Source organism: Streptomyces sp. NBC_01260, assembly GCF_036226405.1.
GTDB lineage: Bacteria > Actinomycetota > Actinomycetes > Streptomycetales > Streptomycetaceae > Streptomyces > Streptomyces laculatispora.
This window is the reverse complement of the sequence record NZ_CP108464.1, coordinates 2,110,776-2,125,408: the sequence shown is the minus strand read 5'-3', so window position 1 is coordinate 2,125,408 and position 14,633 is coordinate 2,110,776. Positions and strand designations below refer to the sequence as shown.

Sequence of the window (14,633 nt, the reverse complement as noted above, 5' to 3'; positions counted from 1 at the left end):
CACGAAGGAGCCGCACCCATGCCACCACGCACCCGTCACCGGGCGAGACCCGCGACCGCCGCGCTGGCCGCCGCCACCGTCCTGGCCGGCCTGCTCGCCGGGGCCGTACCCAGCGCGGCGGCGCCCACCGCGGCCGACGACCCCGCGCCCGTCGCCATCGACCGGTTCGAGGGCGAGGTCCCGTTCGCGAACCAGCCCGCCGAGGGCATCTTCACCTGGGGCGGTGACGCCGACGACCCGCCGGCCCTGGCGCTGAAGGAGCGCGCGGACGCCCCCGAGGGCGCCAAGGTCCTCGAAGGCACCTACGACATCAGCGGCTACGGCGGACTCAGCCACGACTACGCCGCCGACCAGCCCGCCCACGACTGGTCCGCGCACAAGGGCATCCGCTTCTGGTGGTACGGGCAGAACACCGCGCCCCTGCCCCCCGGTTCGGGCAGGAAGATCAGCTTCGAGATCAAGGACGGCGGCGCCAACGGCGAGGCGTCCGAGCTGTGGACCACCTCCTTCACCGACGACTGGGAGGGCTGGCACCAGGTCGAGATCCCCTTCGCCGACTTCACCTACCGCGGCGACTACCAGCCCGTCGGCGGCATCGACCAGGTCCTCGGCCTCGACGAGATGTGGGGCTACGCCCTCACCCTGCCGACCGGCGCCCCCGGCTCGTTCGCCATGGACGGCGTGGAGCTGTACGGGAAGGCCGACGCGGCCCTGAAGGCGAGCGTCGTCACCGACGCGGCCGTGCACCCGGTCAAGCAGGGCGGCACCGCCGACATCGACCTCTCCGTCGCCACCACCGGCTCGGCGCCGCTGGAGGAGCCCGTCACCGTCGGCTACGAGACCAGGGGCGGCACCGCAGGGCCCGGCACCGACTACACCCCGGTCAGCGGCACCTACACCTTCCCCGCCGGCACCGCGTCCGGCACCTCGCACCGGGTCTCCGTCGCGACGAGGAAGACGGCGGGGGCGGCCTCGGCCAGGACGATCCCGCTCGAACTCACCGTCACCGGCGCCAAGCCGCCGAAGGAGAACCCGCAGGTCGTCATCGACGCCCACGGGCTGCCCTACCAGGACCCCGGGCTGCCGGTGAAGAAGCGGGTCGCCGACCTGCTGTCCCGGATGTCGCCCGCCGAGAAGGCCGGCCAGATGACCCAGGCCGAGCGCAACGCGCTCACCTCGCAGGGCGACATCGCGGGCTACGACCTCGGCTCGCTGCTCTCCGGCGGCGGCTCGGTCCCCACCCCCAACACCCCCGAGGCGTGGGCGAAGATGGTGGACTCCTACCAGCTGCGCGCCCGGGCGACCCGCTTCCAGATCCCGCTGATCTACGGGGTGGACGCGGTGCACGGCCACAACAACGTCATCGGCTCGACGATCATGCCGCACAACGTCGGCCTCGGTGCCACCCGTGACCCGAAGACCGTCGAGAAGACCGGCGCCGTCACCGCGAGCGAGGTGCGTGCCACCGGCATCCCGTGGGACTTCGCGCCCTGCCTCTGCGTCTCGCGCGACGAGCGCTGGGGCCGCTCCTACGAGTCGTACGGCGAGGACCCGGCTCTCGTCGAGTCCCTGGAGACGGTGATCCAGGGGATGCAGGGCGCCGCGTCCGGCAAGGACCTGGACCGGAGCGACAAGGTGCTGGCCACCGCCAAGCACTTCGTCGGCGACGGCGGTACGGAGTACGGCTCCTCCACCACCGGCTCGTACCCGATCGACCAGGGCGTCACCAAGGTCACCCGGCAGGAGCTGGAAGCCGTCCACCTCGCCCCGTTCGGCGAGGCGGTCAAGCGGGGCATCGGCACCGTCATGCCGTCGTACTCCTCGCTCGACATCCTCGGGGACGACAAGGGCCCGGTGAAGATGCACGCCGACGCCGAGATGATCAACGGGGTGCTGAAGGACCGGATGGGCTTCGAGGGCTTCGTCATCAGCGACTGGCAGGCCATCGACCAGATCCCCGGCGACTACGCGAGCGACGTCCGTACGTCCGTCAACGCCGGACTCGACATGATCATGGTCCCGACGGCCTACAAGGAGTTCACGAAGACGCTCCGGGACGAGGTCACCGCGGGCCGCATCCCGCAGTCCAGGATCGATGACGCGGTCTCCCGCATCCTGACCCAGAAGTTCCGGCTGGGTCTGTTCGAGAAGCCGTACGCCGACACGGGCAATCTCGGCAAGGTCGGTTCGGCCGAGCATCGCGCCGTGGCCCGCGAGGCCGCCGCCAAGTCCCAGGTTCTGCTGAAGAACGACGGCGGCGTGCTGCCGCTGAAGTCCTCGCAGAAGGTGTACGTCGCCGGGTCCAACGCCGATGACATCGGCAACCAGGCCGGCGGCTGGACCGTCAGCTGGCAGGGCTCGTCCGGCGACATCACCCCGGGCACCACGATCCTGTCGGCCATGAAGAAGGACGCCGCCTCGGTCACGTACTCCAAGGACGCCTCGGCCGCCACGGACGGCTACGACGTCGGCGTCGTGGTCGTCGGCGAGACGCCGTACGCGGAGGGCGTCGGCGATGTCGGCAACGGCCACGACCTGGAGCTGTCCGCGGCCGACAAGGCAGCGGTCGACAAGGTCTGCGCCGCGATGAAGTGCGCCGTACTGATCGTCTCGGGCCGCCCGCAGCTCATCGGCGACCGGCTCGACGGCATCGACGCGCTGGTGGCCTCCTGGCTGCCGGGCACCGAGGGCGACGGCGTGGCCGACGTGCTGTACGGAAAGCGCGCCTTCACCGGCCAACTGCCGGTCAGCTGGCCGAAGTCGCAGTCGCAGCTGCCGATCAACGTCGGTGACACGGCGTACGACCCGCAGTTCCCGTACGGCTGGGGCCTGACCACGCTGAGCAAGCCCCCGGCGGGCGGCGAGCTGACGCTCACCGCGCTCGCCCTGGCCGCCCGGGTCGCCGAGCGGACCGGCCTCGGTCGTACGGACGTGGGCCGCGCCATCGTCGGCCAGGCCCGGCTGCTGGTCCAGCAGAAGGCCGGCGGCAAGCCCGGCGAAGCGGTGTCCAAGCCGTTCGCCGATGCCGACCATCTGCTGCTGACCGGTGATCTGACCGGCGCGGTGGCGAAGCTGAGGGCGGCGTACCGGGCCGCCTGAGGCCCGGGGGCGGGCGGCACCCGATGCCCGCCCGCCCCCGGACTTGCGCCCACCGGCGATTACGGGTCAGCCCTCAGCTGCACGCCGCGATGGGCTTGAAGGACCGGGTCCCGTTCTCGCCCGGGGCTCCGAGGAACTCGGCCTTCTTGATCCTGCCGGTCTCCGTGTCGCTCTTCGCCGTGTACCCGAGCGAGACCCCGGCCTTCAGCTCGAAGCCGGACTCCTTGCTGTTGGCCTTCAGCTGGTGGGTCGTCCTGCTGCTGATGGCGTTGTCGTGGAGGAGGCGGGCGTACGGGTCAATGCTCTTCTCGGGCGGAGTCCCCGCCTCGTCGGGCGAATTCTCGGGGATTGACTCGGTCATCATGTTCGTCAGGCTCCTGCCGTCCGTGTTCGGCTTGCCCTCGGACTTGCCGACGATGTCGTTGTTCCCGCGGCCGATGGCCTCTTCCGTCATCTCGCGGTTCCTGCGCTGCTCGTCGGTCATCTGCGACTCAGGGGGGAAGGCGAGGGTCGTGGTGGTGGTCTCCACGTCCTTGTAGGCGTCCTTGTTCCCGCCCTTGACGGTGCCCTTGGCACCCTTGCGGTGCTTGCCCTTGCCCGCGGCGCGCTTGCTCTTGCCCTTGCCCTGCTTGTCCGCCTCGGCGCTGGTGGCGTTGGAGCCTTCCTTGGTGACGGTCTTGACGACGTCGATCCGGGCGAGTTTCCCCTTGTCCGGGCCGTCGGCGTAGCGCGTGACGGTGATGGCGCCGTTGAACCCGATGCCGGCCTCACCCTTGCGCTTGGCGGGACCGTCGTTCTTGCCCCAGTTCCTCTTCCCCTTGGCGCTGACCTCGAAGTCACGGGTGGTGGAGATGACCGGGGGATGCAGCCAGTTGTTCCTCGCCACGCGCTTCACGCCGCTCGCGTCGACGGCTCCGGAGATCCCGTAGACGTTGTTCCCCGATTCGCCTTCGAGACCGAGCTCGGCGTTCCCCTTCACCTTCGTCTCGTCGGTGGTGATGTGGTTGTCCTTGTATTCCTTGTTGAAGTTCTTGCGCTCGTCCTCGTCGAGGTCGACACCGAAGACCCGAAGGAACCCCTTTCCGGCTTCCTTCGGGGGAGAGTCCTGAAGGTCCTTGACCTTCTTCTGGAACTCGGCGGCCTTCTCGGGGTCGGAGAAGACCCAGGAGTCCCCGTCCTTGACCTCGACCCCGGCGCCCAGATCGAGGACCTTCGCCTTCTTGCCCGCGATCTTCGCCTTGAGTCCGGTCGTGAGGCCGGCCTCACCGCCCTCCTGGACGGTGATCACGATCCGCTTCCCGGTGCCCTTGTCGCCGTTCGGGAGGGTCTCCGACTCGTCCGTGAACTCTTCCCGCTTCATGGTGAACTTGCTGCCGAGCTTGACGAAGGCGATCTTGGCCTCCTGCCCGGAGTCGGTCTGCTCGTTCTTCGTGTTGCACAGCACCGGCCGGTAGGCCTTGTCCTTGTCCTCGGACTTCGGGCCCTTGGCATCGGTGGTCGTGAGGTCGCAGTTCGATCCGCCGGTCAGGCTGCATATCTGGGCGGTGATCCGCTGTGTCAGGTCGCCGCCGATACCCGTGGCGGCCATGCCTCCCACGACCGCGACGACCACGACGACGACGCCCGCGTAGTCAATTGCGCCCTGCCCGGCATCGGTTGACAGCCGACCGGATATCGACTTCGGCCATTCGAAGGGTTTCATGTCCCCCGCCCCCTCCCCGCGGGGTATCCGCGGGGTGATGAAATTTTTCGAGAAATGTGTGAATGCCTCGCGTGCACAACGAGGCGAAAGCCCGTAACTCCTGCTTCAAGAAAGGCGGTTACGGGCAACGAGAAGTCGCCGACCGTTACCGGACCGGCTCAAGGACCCTGCTGAACCACGGCCCGGAATCCCGGCCGCGGTGCCTGCCTCACTCGGTGTCGACGACCTTGACCGTCTCGACGACCTTCTCCAGTTCATCCGGGCTCAGGGCGGATTCGGCGGCGTTGATCCGGACCAGGAAGGTCTCGCCGCTCTTGTCCGTGCCCACCACGTCGACCCCGTTGACCGATTCGCCCTTGGGCGGAGCTCCGGCGGCGCCGGTTCCTTCGAAGGAATAGTTGATCCGCTGGCCGTCATCGGTGCCGTTGACGGAGTAGTCCTTGAACTTCTCGATCTTCGACTGGAGTTCGTGGTCGCCGAGGGCGGAGGCCGCAGCTCTCTCGGCGTCACGTGAGTCGTCGTACTTGAGCACGACCGAGATCTTCCCGAGCTGGCGTCCGTCCCGCTCCAGCACGGCCGCCGCGTCGGCCGCCTCGGGCCGCTCCGCCTCGGACTGGGCCTTCCACTCGGCGGGGAAGTCCACCGTGACGCCAGGCGACTTCAGCCGCTCGTAGCCCTGCGCGGGCGCCTCGCCCTCCGACTGGCCCCCGCAGCCGGCCAGCAGCAGCATCGTGGCCGCCGCACCGCCCAGCACCGCGGCGCCCCAACGGAGTCCACGTTCCCTCGTTCGCACCGATGCGCCTGTCGGTCCGCGGTGCTCCATGCTTGGGGTTCCCTCCGTGCGATGTGATCAGTGTGGGGAGTTGATCTCCAGGGACAGTACAGATCAACATTCTGTTCACGCATGGGCCCACGGGCCCAAATCCCACACCAGTTCGGTCACATGACACTCCGTCCGGCGGCGTGCCGCACGGGGCGTCAGACCCTCACCGCGCCGATCCCCGCATCCGTGACCACGTACAGCCTGCCGTCGCCGACCAGCGGGACGTCGCCCGCACCCGGCTCGCCCGTCACGCGCCAGCGCGCCGTTCCGGTACGGGCGTCGTAGGCCCACACCTGCGAGGTGTGGGCCACCAGTACCGCGCTCCCCGCCGCGGTCGGCGCGGAGGTGCAGTCGTCGGACTCCGTACGCCACAACTGCCTCCCGTCGGACGCGGCCCTCGCGGTGACGTACCCGCCGGGCTTCCTCCCTCCCCCGGAGAAGGGGTTCTGGAAGCCCGAGCCGACCGAGTGCGCGGCCCGGAAGCCGTCGCTCGACGCCAGAAAGAGCGTCGCCCCGCCCGACGTCGCCCCGCCCGACGCCGCCTCGGGCGTCACCGGCGAGTCGACCGTGATGCGCCAGCGCCTGTCGCCCGTCGTCGCGTCATACGCGTACACCGCTCCGGTCCCGCCGTCGCAGGCGTGGACCGTGCGCCCGTCGGCGGAGACGGTGAGCCACGCGCCGGGGGCGTTCGCGGACTCCTTCGGCGGCGCGGGGGACTTCCAGCGCCGCTCCCCGGTCGACAGGTCGTAAGCGGTCAGTTCGTCCGCCGTCCCGGTCCCGGTCGCGTACAGCAGCTTCGGCCCGAGCGCCACGCTGTCCTGCTTCGGCAGCGACCAGCGCCGCTCACCCGTGTCCGCGTCGAGCGCCGAGAGCCCGTCGCCGTCCCGGGCCTGAGCGATCAGCCGGCCGCGCGAGCGGTCCGCCAGCAGCAGCCGGTCGCCCCCGGCACGCCACTTCACGCGCCCGCTGTCCGCGTCCAGTCCGCACAGCACGCCCTCGACCAGGGTGCGGGTGCCGCCGGCCTCGTCCGCCGTCGTCTCCGCCCGCATCAGTACGCAGACCGTCGAGCCGATGACCACCGGGGCCGCCGGCGGGCCGCCGCCCAGCGGCTCACTCGCCCAGCGACGGCTGCCGTCCGCGTCCGCGAAGGCGTTGACGTGTCCGCCCTCGGCCACGGCGTAGACGGTTGTGCCGGCCACCGTGACGGGCCCGAGCGTCGCGTCCCCCTGCTTGCCGCCGGTCACCTCGGCCACCCACCGCTTGCGGCCGCTTTCGGTGCTCACCGCGTGCACGGAGAGCGGGCCGCGGGCCGTGACGTAGAGGGAGCCGCCCGAGACGGTCAGCCGGCTCACCCCGGCGGCGGCCCCGTCCATCGCGTACGTCCAGGCACGCTGCCGTTCGGGCGGGGTCGCAAAGGACTCCTCCGAGTCGCCGAAGACCTTCCACGCCACCACGGCTCCGGCGCCCACGACCCCGGCCCCGAGCACGGTCCGGCGGCCGATGTGTCGTCCCTGGCTCCTGGACCGACCCCGTGCGTTCACTGCTTGACCCTTCGCGTCCGGCGGCTGAGATGGCGGCTGAGATAGCGTGTGCGGCTCGCGACCCGTGACATGACAAGCCCGAGGAGTGAGAGGTACAGGATGTACGGCATGCGCAGCAACCAGGCCCCGGCGTCAGCACATCACATACAGACATGGGGGAGCCAGGCACGCCCCAACTGGTTCTTCCCCCTGGTCCGTTCCTGGGCCGTCGGTCTCGTGGCGCTGACGCTGATGAGCGTTCTGGTGAACTACGCGGTGCAGGGCGTCTTCGACTCCCGCCTCTACTCCCTCGGCTGGCGGGTCGCCCTCATCTACGTCCCCAACGTGCTGACGATGATCGCCTGCGTCCTGGCCGCCGCCCGCGTCCACCGCGCCCCGCACCGCGACTCCCCGCCCCGCCATCTGACGGCGGCGCTGGCGGTCCCCGTCTTCACCCTGGCCGTCTCGCTGGTGCACGGCTGGGGCGGCCTCGACGCGGAGGCCGGCTCGATGATGTTCGCCGCCGTGCTGCTGGGGAGCACCGCGGCGCTCGCCCTGGACCGGGTGCTGGAGAGCCGGCGCTGAGGCGTCCGGTGCGTCCCGGCCCCGGGACGCACCGATCGGCCATGTGGGTTACGTTCGAGGTATGCGGAACAGACCGCTCCCGGCCCGCCTGCTCCCGGCGCTGCTGGCCGGGCTGCTGCTGATCCTGTCGGCGGCCGCCCTGGTCCTGGCGCCTGCCGCGCCTGCGGCGACGAGCGCCTCCACCGTCAATGACGTCGGGCAGGCGCTGCGCAAGAGTCCGGTGTACGTCGATCCGGCCGCGTCCGGACAACTCTCGCGGAGCCAGGCCGACGCCCTGACGAAGAAGATCAAGGACGCCGACAAGCCGGTGTTCGTGGCGGTGCTGCCGCAGAATTCGGCCTTCCCCGCGCAGAGCGTGCTCAGAACGCTGCGCACCGAAACCGGGATCACCGGCGTCTACGCGATACGCCTCGGCGACGGCTTCAACGCGGGCGCCGACCCGCAGGTGATGTCCGAGCAGGCGGTGCGCAACCTCACCGCCGCCGTGAAGGCGCCGGGCGCGGGCCCCGACGCCGCGACCCAGCTGAACTCCTTCGTCGACCGGGCCGTCGAGCAGGCCCGGGGCCACGCCCCGGACTCCTGGGGCGGCTCCTCGTCCGGCCAGGGCTCGTCCACCGCCGCGCTGATCGCGATCGGTGCGGTGGTCGTCGTCGGCGGTGCGGGGGCCTACACGATCGTGCACCGCAACCGCAGGCGCGAGGAGGCCCAGGAGCAGGCCTCGCTCGACAAGCTCCGGGTCGTCGTGGACGAGGACATCACGGAGTACGGGGAGACGCTGGACCGGCTCGACTTCCATCCGGCGGAGGCGGGCGCCGACGACTCGATGCGCGCGGACTACGAACGCGCCCTCGACTCCTACGAGAGCGCGAAATCGCGTATGGAGCACGCCCGGCGCCCCTCCGACGTGCGCGGGGTGACCCAGGCACTGGAGGACGGGCGCTTCTCGCTCGCCGTCCTGGAGGCCCGGCGCACCGGCGGCGAACTGCCCGCCCGCCGCCCGCCCTGCTTCTTCGATCCGCGCCACGGCCCGTCGGTGGCCGACGTCCGCTGGTCCCCGTCGGGCGGTACGGCCCGTGACGTCCCGGTCTGCGGTGCCGACGAGATCCGGCTGCGCGACGGCGAGGACCCGATGAGCCGCACCGTCGACATGGGCGACGGCAGCCGCCGCCCCTACTGGGAGGCGGGCCCGGCCTACGGCCCCTGGGCGGGCGGCTACTTCGGGGGCGGCCTGCTCCCCGGGCTGCTGGTCGGCACCATGCTCGGCTCGATGCTCTCCACCCCGGCGTACGCGGCGGAGTACGGCGGCGGGGACTTCGGCGCGGGCGGCGACTTCGGCGGTGGCGACTTCTCCGGCTCCGACTTCGACTCCTCGGGCTTCGGAGGCGGCGGGTTCGGCGACGGCGGCGGCTTCGGCGACGGAGGCGGCGGGGACTTCGGGGGCGGCGGGTTCTAGGCTCCGTCCGGGTGGTCCCGCAGGGCCTTCGCGATCAGGTGGTGGACGAGGTATGCGCCGGGAGGACCCGTTCAGGTCGTCCGGTGGCGCTCATGATCGCCCGGACAGGCCATGGCGCGCGGCCGGCCGCTCCATCAGGGTCGCGCTGCGTGCGAGCAACTCCCGCTCCTCCTCGGTGAGTTCGGCCTCGACTGCCAGCACCAGCCACCCGGCCCTGCGGCCGCGCTCCGCTTCCAGTGCGGCCCGGCCGGCCGCCGAGAGCTCAAGCAGGGACTTGCGGCCGTCCGTGGGGTGGGCCCTGCGGTTTTCGAATTCTGATAATCGTGGCGCAATGTGGACGGGCGGCACAGCTCATCGAACGCGGCCGACGCGCGGTCGCCGGCGGACCGGAGGTGCAGCGATGAGTTTCGGACGGCGTGGCAGTCTCTGTTGCCGTACACCTGATCCGAAGTACCGAGGAGTGAGTGGTATGCGCGTTGTCATCAGCGAGTTCATCAGCCTGGACGGCGTCGTGCAGGCGCCGGGCGGTGCCGAGGAGGACAGGGACGGCGGCTTCGCGCACGGCGGTTGGTCGCACCCGTTCTTCGACGCGGAAGTGGTGGGCGCCTCCTTCAGCGAATCGGTGGACGGGGCCGGGGCCCTGCTGTTCGGCCGCCGCACCTGGCAGACGATGGCCGCGGCATGGCCCGAGCGCGCCGGCGACCCCTTCGCCGACCGGATGAACACCCTCCCGAAGTACGTCGTGACCGGCACCCTGGGCGACGCCGACCTGACGTGGAACAACACCGAGCGCATCCCCGGCGAGAAGTTCACCGCCCGCATCCAGGAGCTGCGTGAGCAGGACGGCGGCGACCTCCTGGTCATGGGAAGCCCCACGCTCGTGCGCGGCCTGCTGAGCGAGGGCCTGGTCGACGAGCTCCGGCTCGTGATCATGCCGGTGCTGCTGGGCGGCGGAAAGTCGATCTTCCCCGCGGACGGCGGACTGCGCACGCTCGAACTGGTCTCGGCCGTCACCAGCGGCGCGGGCGTGCAGGTGTGCACCTACCGGCCGGTGGCGAAGGGGCGGTAGCGGCCCCCGGCCGCCGCCGTCGGGCCCCGAGGGGAGGCTCTCCTGCGGGCCCGGCCGAATTTTTCCGGCGGGGATGTCAAGACGGCGACGACGGCTCCGACCAAAGGGTGCAAGGGCCCCGCGGGGGCCCGTGAACCACGAGGAGTACCAGATGAAGTTCCTGATCGGCCTGCACATCAACCCGGCCGTCATGGACGCGCTGACGGACGAGGAGAAGGCGGCGATCGGCGCCGGCCACGGCACGTTCACCGAGTCGCTGAAGAAGTCCGGCGAGCTGATCAGCACCCTGGCGCTGGTCGACCCGTCCCAGGCCGTCGTGGTGTCCGTGCACAACGGCCAGCCCGTGGTGACCGACGGGCCCTTCCTGGAGTCCAAGGAGTTCCTCGGCGGCTTCTACCTGGTCGACTGCGAGAACAAGGACCGGGCGATCGAGCTGGCAGCGCAGATCCCGGACACCGCGATCGAGGGCATGGGTGTCGAGGTGCGCCAGGTGATGTTCGCCGACGGACACTTGGAGGCATGACAGAGCCCCCCATCGAGGACCTGCTGCGTGAACTCACGCCGCAGGTCCTCGGCACGTTGGTACGAAGGCACGGCCGGTTCGAAGGGTGCGAGGACGCCGTGCAGGAGGCCGTCCTCGCCGCCGCCGTGCAGTGGCCGGACGGGGGAGTACCGGACAACCCGCGCGGCTGGCTGATGACCGTCGCGTCCCGGCGGCTCATCGACCAGCTGCGCAGCGAGCACGCGCGCCGCGAGCGGGAGGCGGCCACCGCCGCCGAGGTGCTGCCCGAGGACGTACCCGGCACCGACGACACACTCGACCTGCTGTTCCTGTGCTGCCACCCGACGCTGACCGCGGCGTCCCGGACCGCCCTGACGCTGCGGGCGGTCGGCGGCCTGACCACGGCCGAGATCGCCCGCGCGTTCCTGGTGCCGGAGGCCACGATGGCGGCCAGGATCAGCCGGGCCAAACAGCGGATCAAAGCCGCCGGGAGCTCGTTCGACCTGCCGGACGGCGCGGAGCGCGAGGAGCGGCTACGGGTCGTCCTGCACGTGCTCTACCTGATCTTCAACGAGGGCTACAGCGCCTCCTCGGGCAGCGAGCTGTACCGCGCCGACCTCGCGCGCGAGGCGATCCGGCTGGTCAGGATGGTGCACGCGCAGCTGCCCCAGGACGGCGAGGTGGCCGGGCTGCTCGCGCTGATGCTGCTGACCCACGCCCGCCGGGAGGCGCGCACGACGCCGGCCGGTGACCTGGTGCCGCTGGACGAGCAGGACCGTACGACCTGGGACCGCCGGCTGATCGACGAGGGCATGCAGTTGGTGAAGGCCTCGCTGGCGCCCCCGACCCTCGGGCCCTACCGGCTGCAGGCGGCCATCGCCGCCACGCACGCCGCAGCGGACACGGCCGAGGAGACCGACTGGCCGCAGGTGCACGCCCTCTACCTGATCCTGGAACGGATCGCGCCCAACCCGATGGTCACCCTCAACCGGGCGATCGCGCTCGCCGAGACCGTGGGCCCGGCGGCCGGGCTCGCCCTGCTGTCCACCCTGGACAGCGACGAGCGGATGGCCGGGCACCACCGGCTGTTGTCCGTACGGGCGCATCTGCTGGAGCAGAACGGCGACACGGCCGGGGCGTACGAGCACTACCGGCTCGCCGCGAAGTCGACCGCGAGCATCGCCGAGCAGCGGTACCTGGAATCCAGGGCCGGGCAGGTGAGAACACGGATGCCACCGCACTCCCGCGACTGAGGAATGTCCCGCACTCCACGGCGGGTCCACGCCGTGCACGGTACCGGCACCACCGGTGGTTGTGTCAGCCGGTCGACGGGTTGTTTGCTCTTGCCCTCTCCTCCTCGCTTTGATGCCGGTGGCCGGCGTGCGGCCGTCCGGATCGGCGAGAGGCATACGGGGTGCGGGGCATGGCGGGCAGACGGTCGTTGGGGCGGGAATTCGGTTGGCTGTGGGCCGCGTTCGCGGTCAGCTCGTACGGCACAGGGCTCGGATTCGGCGCGTTGCCCCTGATCGCGGTCCTCGTACTGCACAGCGGGCCGACCCAGGTGGCGGCACTGGCCGCCGCCGGGCGGGCGGTGGGGGCCCTGCTCGCCGTGCCGCTCGGTCCCTGGATCGAGTTCCGGCACAAGCGACCGGTCATGGTGTCGATGGACCTGATCCGGTTCGCGGCGCTGACGAGCATCCCCGCGATGTTCGCGCTCGGCCGGCTCACCTTCGCCCAGCTCCTCCTCGTCTCCGTCGTCGTCGCCGCGGCCGACATCGCGTTCAAGGCGGCGAGCGGGGCGTATCTGAAGGCGCTCGTACCGTCGCAGGACCTGCTCGTCGCGAACGGCCGGTTCGAATCCACCACGTGGACCTCGACCATGGTCGGACCACCGCTCGGCGGGGCCGCGATCGGGCTGTTCGGCCCGGTGACGACCGTGATCGCCGACGCGGTCAGCTACCTGCTCTCGGCGCTGGGCATCCGCGCCATCGGCGGCACGGAACCCGGCCCCTCGCGAACGGGTGCACCGCGGCTCCGAGCGGGCGATCTGCTCGACGGCTGGCGCTACATCCTCGGACACCGGACGCTGCGCCCACTGCTCCTCAACTCGATCGTCGTCAACGGCCTGATCATGGCCTCCGGGCCACTGCTCGCCGTACTCCTGCTGGGCCCTCTCGGGTTCACACCCTGGCAGTACGGTCTCGTGTTCGCGGCCCCCTGCGTCGGCGGCCTCGTCGGCTCACGCCTCGCGCACCCGCTCGCGGCGCGGTTCGGGCAGCACCGGATGATGCTCCTGACCGGGGTGCTGCGTGCGGTCTGGCCCATCGGGCTGGCGTTCGTCGGGCCCGGTGTCCCGGGGATGGCGCTCATCATCGTCGTCCAGCTCGGCCTGGTGACCTGCTGCGGCCTGTTCAACCCGCTGCTGGCCACCTACCGGCTCGACCACACCGAGCCCGACCGGGTCGCCCGCGCCCTGTCCGCCTGGTCGATCAGCAGCAGCGCCGCCATCGCGGCCATGACGGCCCTGTGGGGTCTGCTGGCCGCCGTCACCAGCCCCCGCACCGCGATCGCCGCGGCAGGAGTCCTCCTCCTGGCCACCCCGCTGCTGCTGCCGCGCGGTGAGAGCGCCCCCGGGCCGGAGCCCGTCGGCGCCGAGGGAGCCGTAGACCGCGTCTGAGGCCGGGGGCGCGGCACCCGCGCAGGAGCCACCGCGGTACTGCGGGGGAACATCACCTGCTGGTACGCGGCGAGGGCGGCCTCGATGTCGCCGGGGTGCGTGGCGAGGGCCTCACCGAGTTCGGCGCCGTCCAGCATGGCCAGGTTGGCGCCCTCGCCGTTCGGGGGGATGAGGTGGGCGGCGTCGCCGACCAGGGTCACTCCCGCCACCCGGTCCCACCGGTGTCCGACCGGCAGCGTGTAGTGGGGGCGCACGATCGGTGCGGTGTCGCTGTCGGTGATCAGGGCGGTGAGTTCCGGGGCCCAGCCGTCGAACTCCTGCGCGATCCGGGTGATGGTCGCGGCGGGGTCGGTGAAGTCGATGCGGGCGAACCAGTCCTGCGGCTTGGTCAGCATCACGTACGTATGGAGGGTCCCGCCGCTCTCCCGGTGAGCCGCGATCTGCTTCTTGCCCGGCTCAAGTGCGAACATCGACCCGCCACCGACCGCCTTCGCGGCGGCGGCGTGCCGGGTGTCGGTGTCGAACAGGTGGGCCGACATGCCACCGACAGCTCACCGACCGCACCGACAGGCGACCTACAGCGCGCCGCGTCGGCAGGTCTTTCCGGGCCGCTCGGTCAGGGACAGCGGGCAGCGAGTCAGACGGTGGCGCCGAGGAACGCGGACCAGGCGTGCGGGGGGACGGTGAGGACGGGACCGTCGGTGACCTTGGAGTCGCGGACGTGCACGGCGGCGGGGTGGGCCGAGACCTCTACGCAGTTGCCGCCCTGGTCGCTGCTGTGGCTGGACTTGAACCAGTTGAGGCCTGTGCGGTGTGCTGCGCGGATCATCTCTCTCCAAGCAGTTCGTCCAGTAGGCGCGTGCTCTTCTCAATGGAAAGCGCCTGCGAACGCAGCATCCCACACTTCAATTGGAGCACGCTGACGTCATCGGGGTCATCGTGCAGGAAGCTGGTGAGCTGCCCCTCGACGTAGGCGAGATGGTCGTGGTCGGCCGTCTCCAGCAGAACCATCGGCCCTGCGAGCCCGGCGTGCTTGGGGAGTCTCATCGGCATGATCTGGAGATCCAGGAACGGCAGTTCTACGCACTGTCGCAGGTGCCGGATCTGCTCGCGCAGGACAACAGGGTCCCCGATCTCGCTGCGCAAGATGCTCTGTGGGGGGTGGGGGAGCGGAACCCGGGGAAGGTCGTCTGGTGCGAGTTT

The 14,633-nt window shown here is 70.9% G+C and carries 12 protein-coding genes and 2 pseudogenes; 7 read left to right on the top strand and 7 right to left on the bottom strand.

Annotated elements, in window-relative coordinates; translation table 11 throughout:
* Positions 1–18 precede the first annotated feature (18 nt).
* Positions 19–3,099 carry a glycoside hydrolase family 3 protein gene (locus tag OG322_RS09240; protein ID WP_123461842.1) on the top strand — a complete coding sequence of 1,027 codons (3,081 nt, stop codon included), beginning with the start codon at positions 19–21 and terminating at the stop codon, positions 3,097–3,099.
* 73 nt (positions 3,100–3,172) lie between these two features.
* On the opposite strand, the gene OG322_RS09235 is transcribed toward OG322_RS09240, so the two are convergent.
* The 3 genes from OG322_RS09235 to OG322_RS09225 all read right to left on the bottom strand — a co-directional run bounded on the left by OG322_RS09235 (position 3,173) and on the right by OG322_RS09225 (position 7,165).
* The gene (locus tag OG322_RS09235) at positions 3,173–4,801 is read right to left on the bottom strand and encodes a hypothetical protein (protein ID WP_124285104.1); all 1,629 of its coding nucleotides are present in this window, start codon (positions 4,799–4,801) and stop codon (positions 3,173–3,175) included.
* A gap of 208 nt (positions 4,802–5,009) precedes the next feature.
* A complete protein-coding gene (locus tag OG322_RS09230) occupies positions 5,010–5,594 on the bottom strand; it encodes a hypothetical protein (protein WP_148085532.1) in 585 nt (194 codons plus the stop codon).
* A 185-nt stretch (positions 5,595–5,779) separates the two neighbouring features.
* Complete coding sequence (locus tag OG322_RS09225) at positions 5,780–7,165, bottom strand: outer membrane protein assembly factor BamB family protein (protein WP_329306285.1); 1,386 nt, start codon at positions 7,163–7,165, stop codon at positions 5,780–5,782.
* 108 nt (positions 7,166–7,273) lie between these two features.
* On the opposite strand from OG322_RS09225, the gene OG322_RS09220 reads away from it, so the two are divergent.
* Positions 7,274–7,729 (top strand): hypothetical protein, encoded by a 456-nt coding sequence (locus tag OG322_RS09220; RefSeq protein ID WP_329306284.1) that lies wholly within the window; start codon positions 7,274–7,276, stop codon positions 7,727–7,729.
* 61 nt (positions 7,730–7,790) lie between these two features.
* Complete coding sequence (locus OG322_RS09215; protein ID WP_123461847.1) at positions 7,791–9,182, top strand: hypothetical protein; 1,392 nt, start codon at positions 7,791–7,793, stop codon at positions 9,180–9,182.
* Between the two features lie 90 nt (positions 9,183–9,272).
* Here OG322_RS09215 and OG322_RS09210 read toward each other — a convergent pair.
* Positions 9,273–9,485, bottom strand: a pseudogene (locus tag OG322_RS09210) (MarR family transcriptional regulator); the annotation flags it as partial.
* Positions 9,486–9,651: 166 nt separating this feature from the next.
* Here OG322_RS09210 and OG322_RS09205 point away from each other — a divergent pair.
* The 4 genes from OG322_RS09205 to OG322_RS09190 all read left to right on the top strand — a co-directional run bounded on the left by OG322_RS09205 (position 9,652) and on the right by OG322_RS09190 (position 13,430).
* The gene (locus OG322_RS09205) at positions 9,652–10,251 is read left to right on the top strand and encodes a dihydrofolate reductase family protein (protein WP_123461848.1); all 600 of its coding nucleotides are present in this window, start codon (positions 9,652–9,654) and stop codon (positions 10,249–10,251) included.
* Between the two features lie 151 nt (positions 10,252–10,402).
* Positions 10,403–10,774, top strand: a complete 372-nt coding sequence (locus OG322_RS09200; protein WP_123461849.1) for a YciI family protein — start codon at positions 10,403–10,405, stop codon at positions 10,772–10,774.
* On the top strand, positions 10,771–12,006 hold the full coding sequence (locus tag OG322_RS09195; protein ID WP_123461850.1) for an RNA polymerase sigma factor: 1,236 nt from the start codon (positions 10,771–10,773) through the stop codon (positions 12,004–12,006). Before OG322_RS09200 ends, OG322_RS09195 begins: the two co-directional genes overlap by 4 nt.
* Positions 12,007–12,176: 170 nt before the next feature.
* On the top strand, positions 12,177–13,430 hold the full coding sequence (locus tag OG322_RS09190) for an MFS transporter (protein WP_329306283.1): 1,254 nt from the start codon (positions 12,177–12,179) through the stop codon (positions 13,428–13,430).
* Between the two features lie 26 nt (positions 13,431–13,456).
* Here OG322_RS09190 and OG322_RS09185 read toward each other — a convergent pair.
* The 3 genes and pseudogenes from OG322_RS09185 to OG322_RS09175 all read right to left on the bottom strand — a co-directional run.
* A pseudogene (locus OG322_RS09185) lies at positions 13,457–13,969 on the bottom strand (FAD-dependent oxidoreductase); the annotation flags it as partial.
* 98 nt (positions 13,970–14,067) lie between these two features.
* Complete coding sequence (locus tag OG322_RS09180; RefSeq protein ID WP_123461852.1) at positions 14,068–14,259, bottom strand: DUF397 domain-containing protein; 192 nt, start codon at positions 14,257–14,259, stop codon at positions 14,068–14,070.
* Positions 14,256–14,576: a Scr1 family TA system antitoxin-like transcriptional regulator gene (locus OG322_RS09175; protein WP_241200161.1), complete on the bottom strand. Its 321-nt coding sequence runs from the start codon at positions 14,574–14,576 to the stop codon at positions 14,256–14,258. Before OG322_RS09175 ends, OG322_RS09180 begins: the two co-directional genes overlap by 4 nt.
* Positions 14,577–14,633 lie beyond the last annotated feature (57 nt).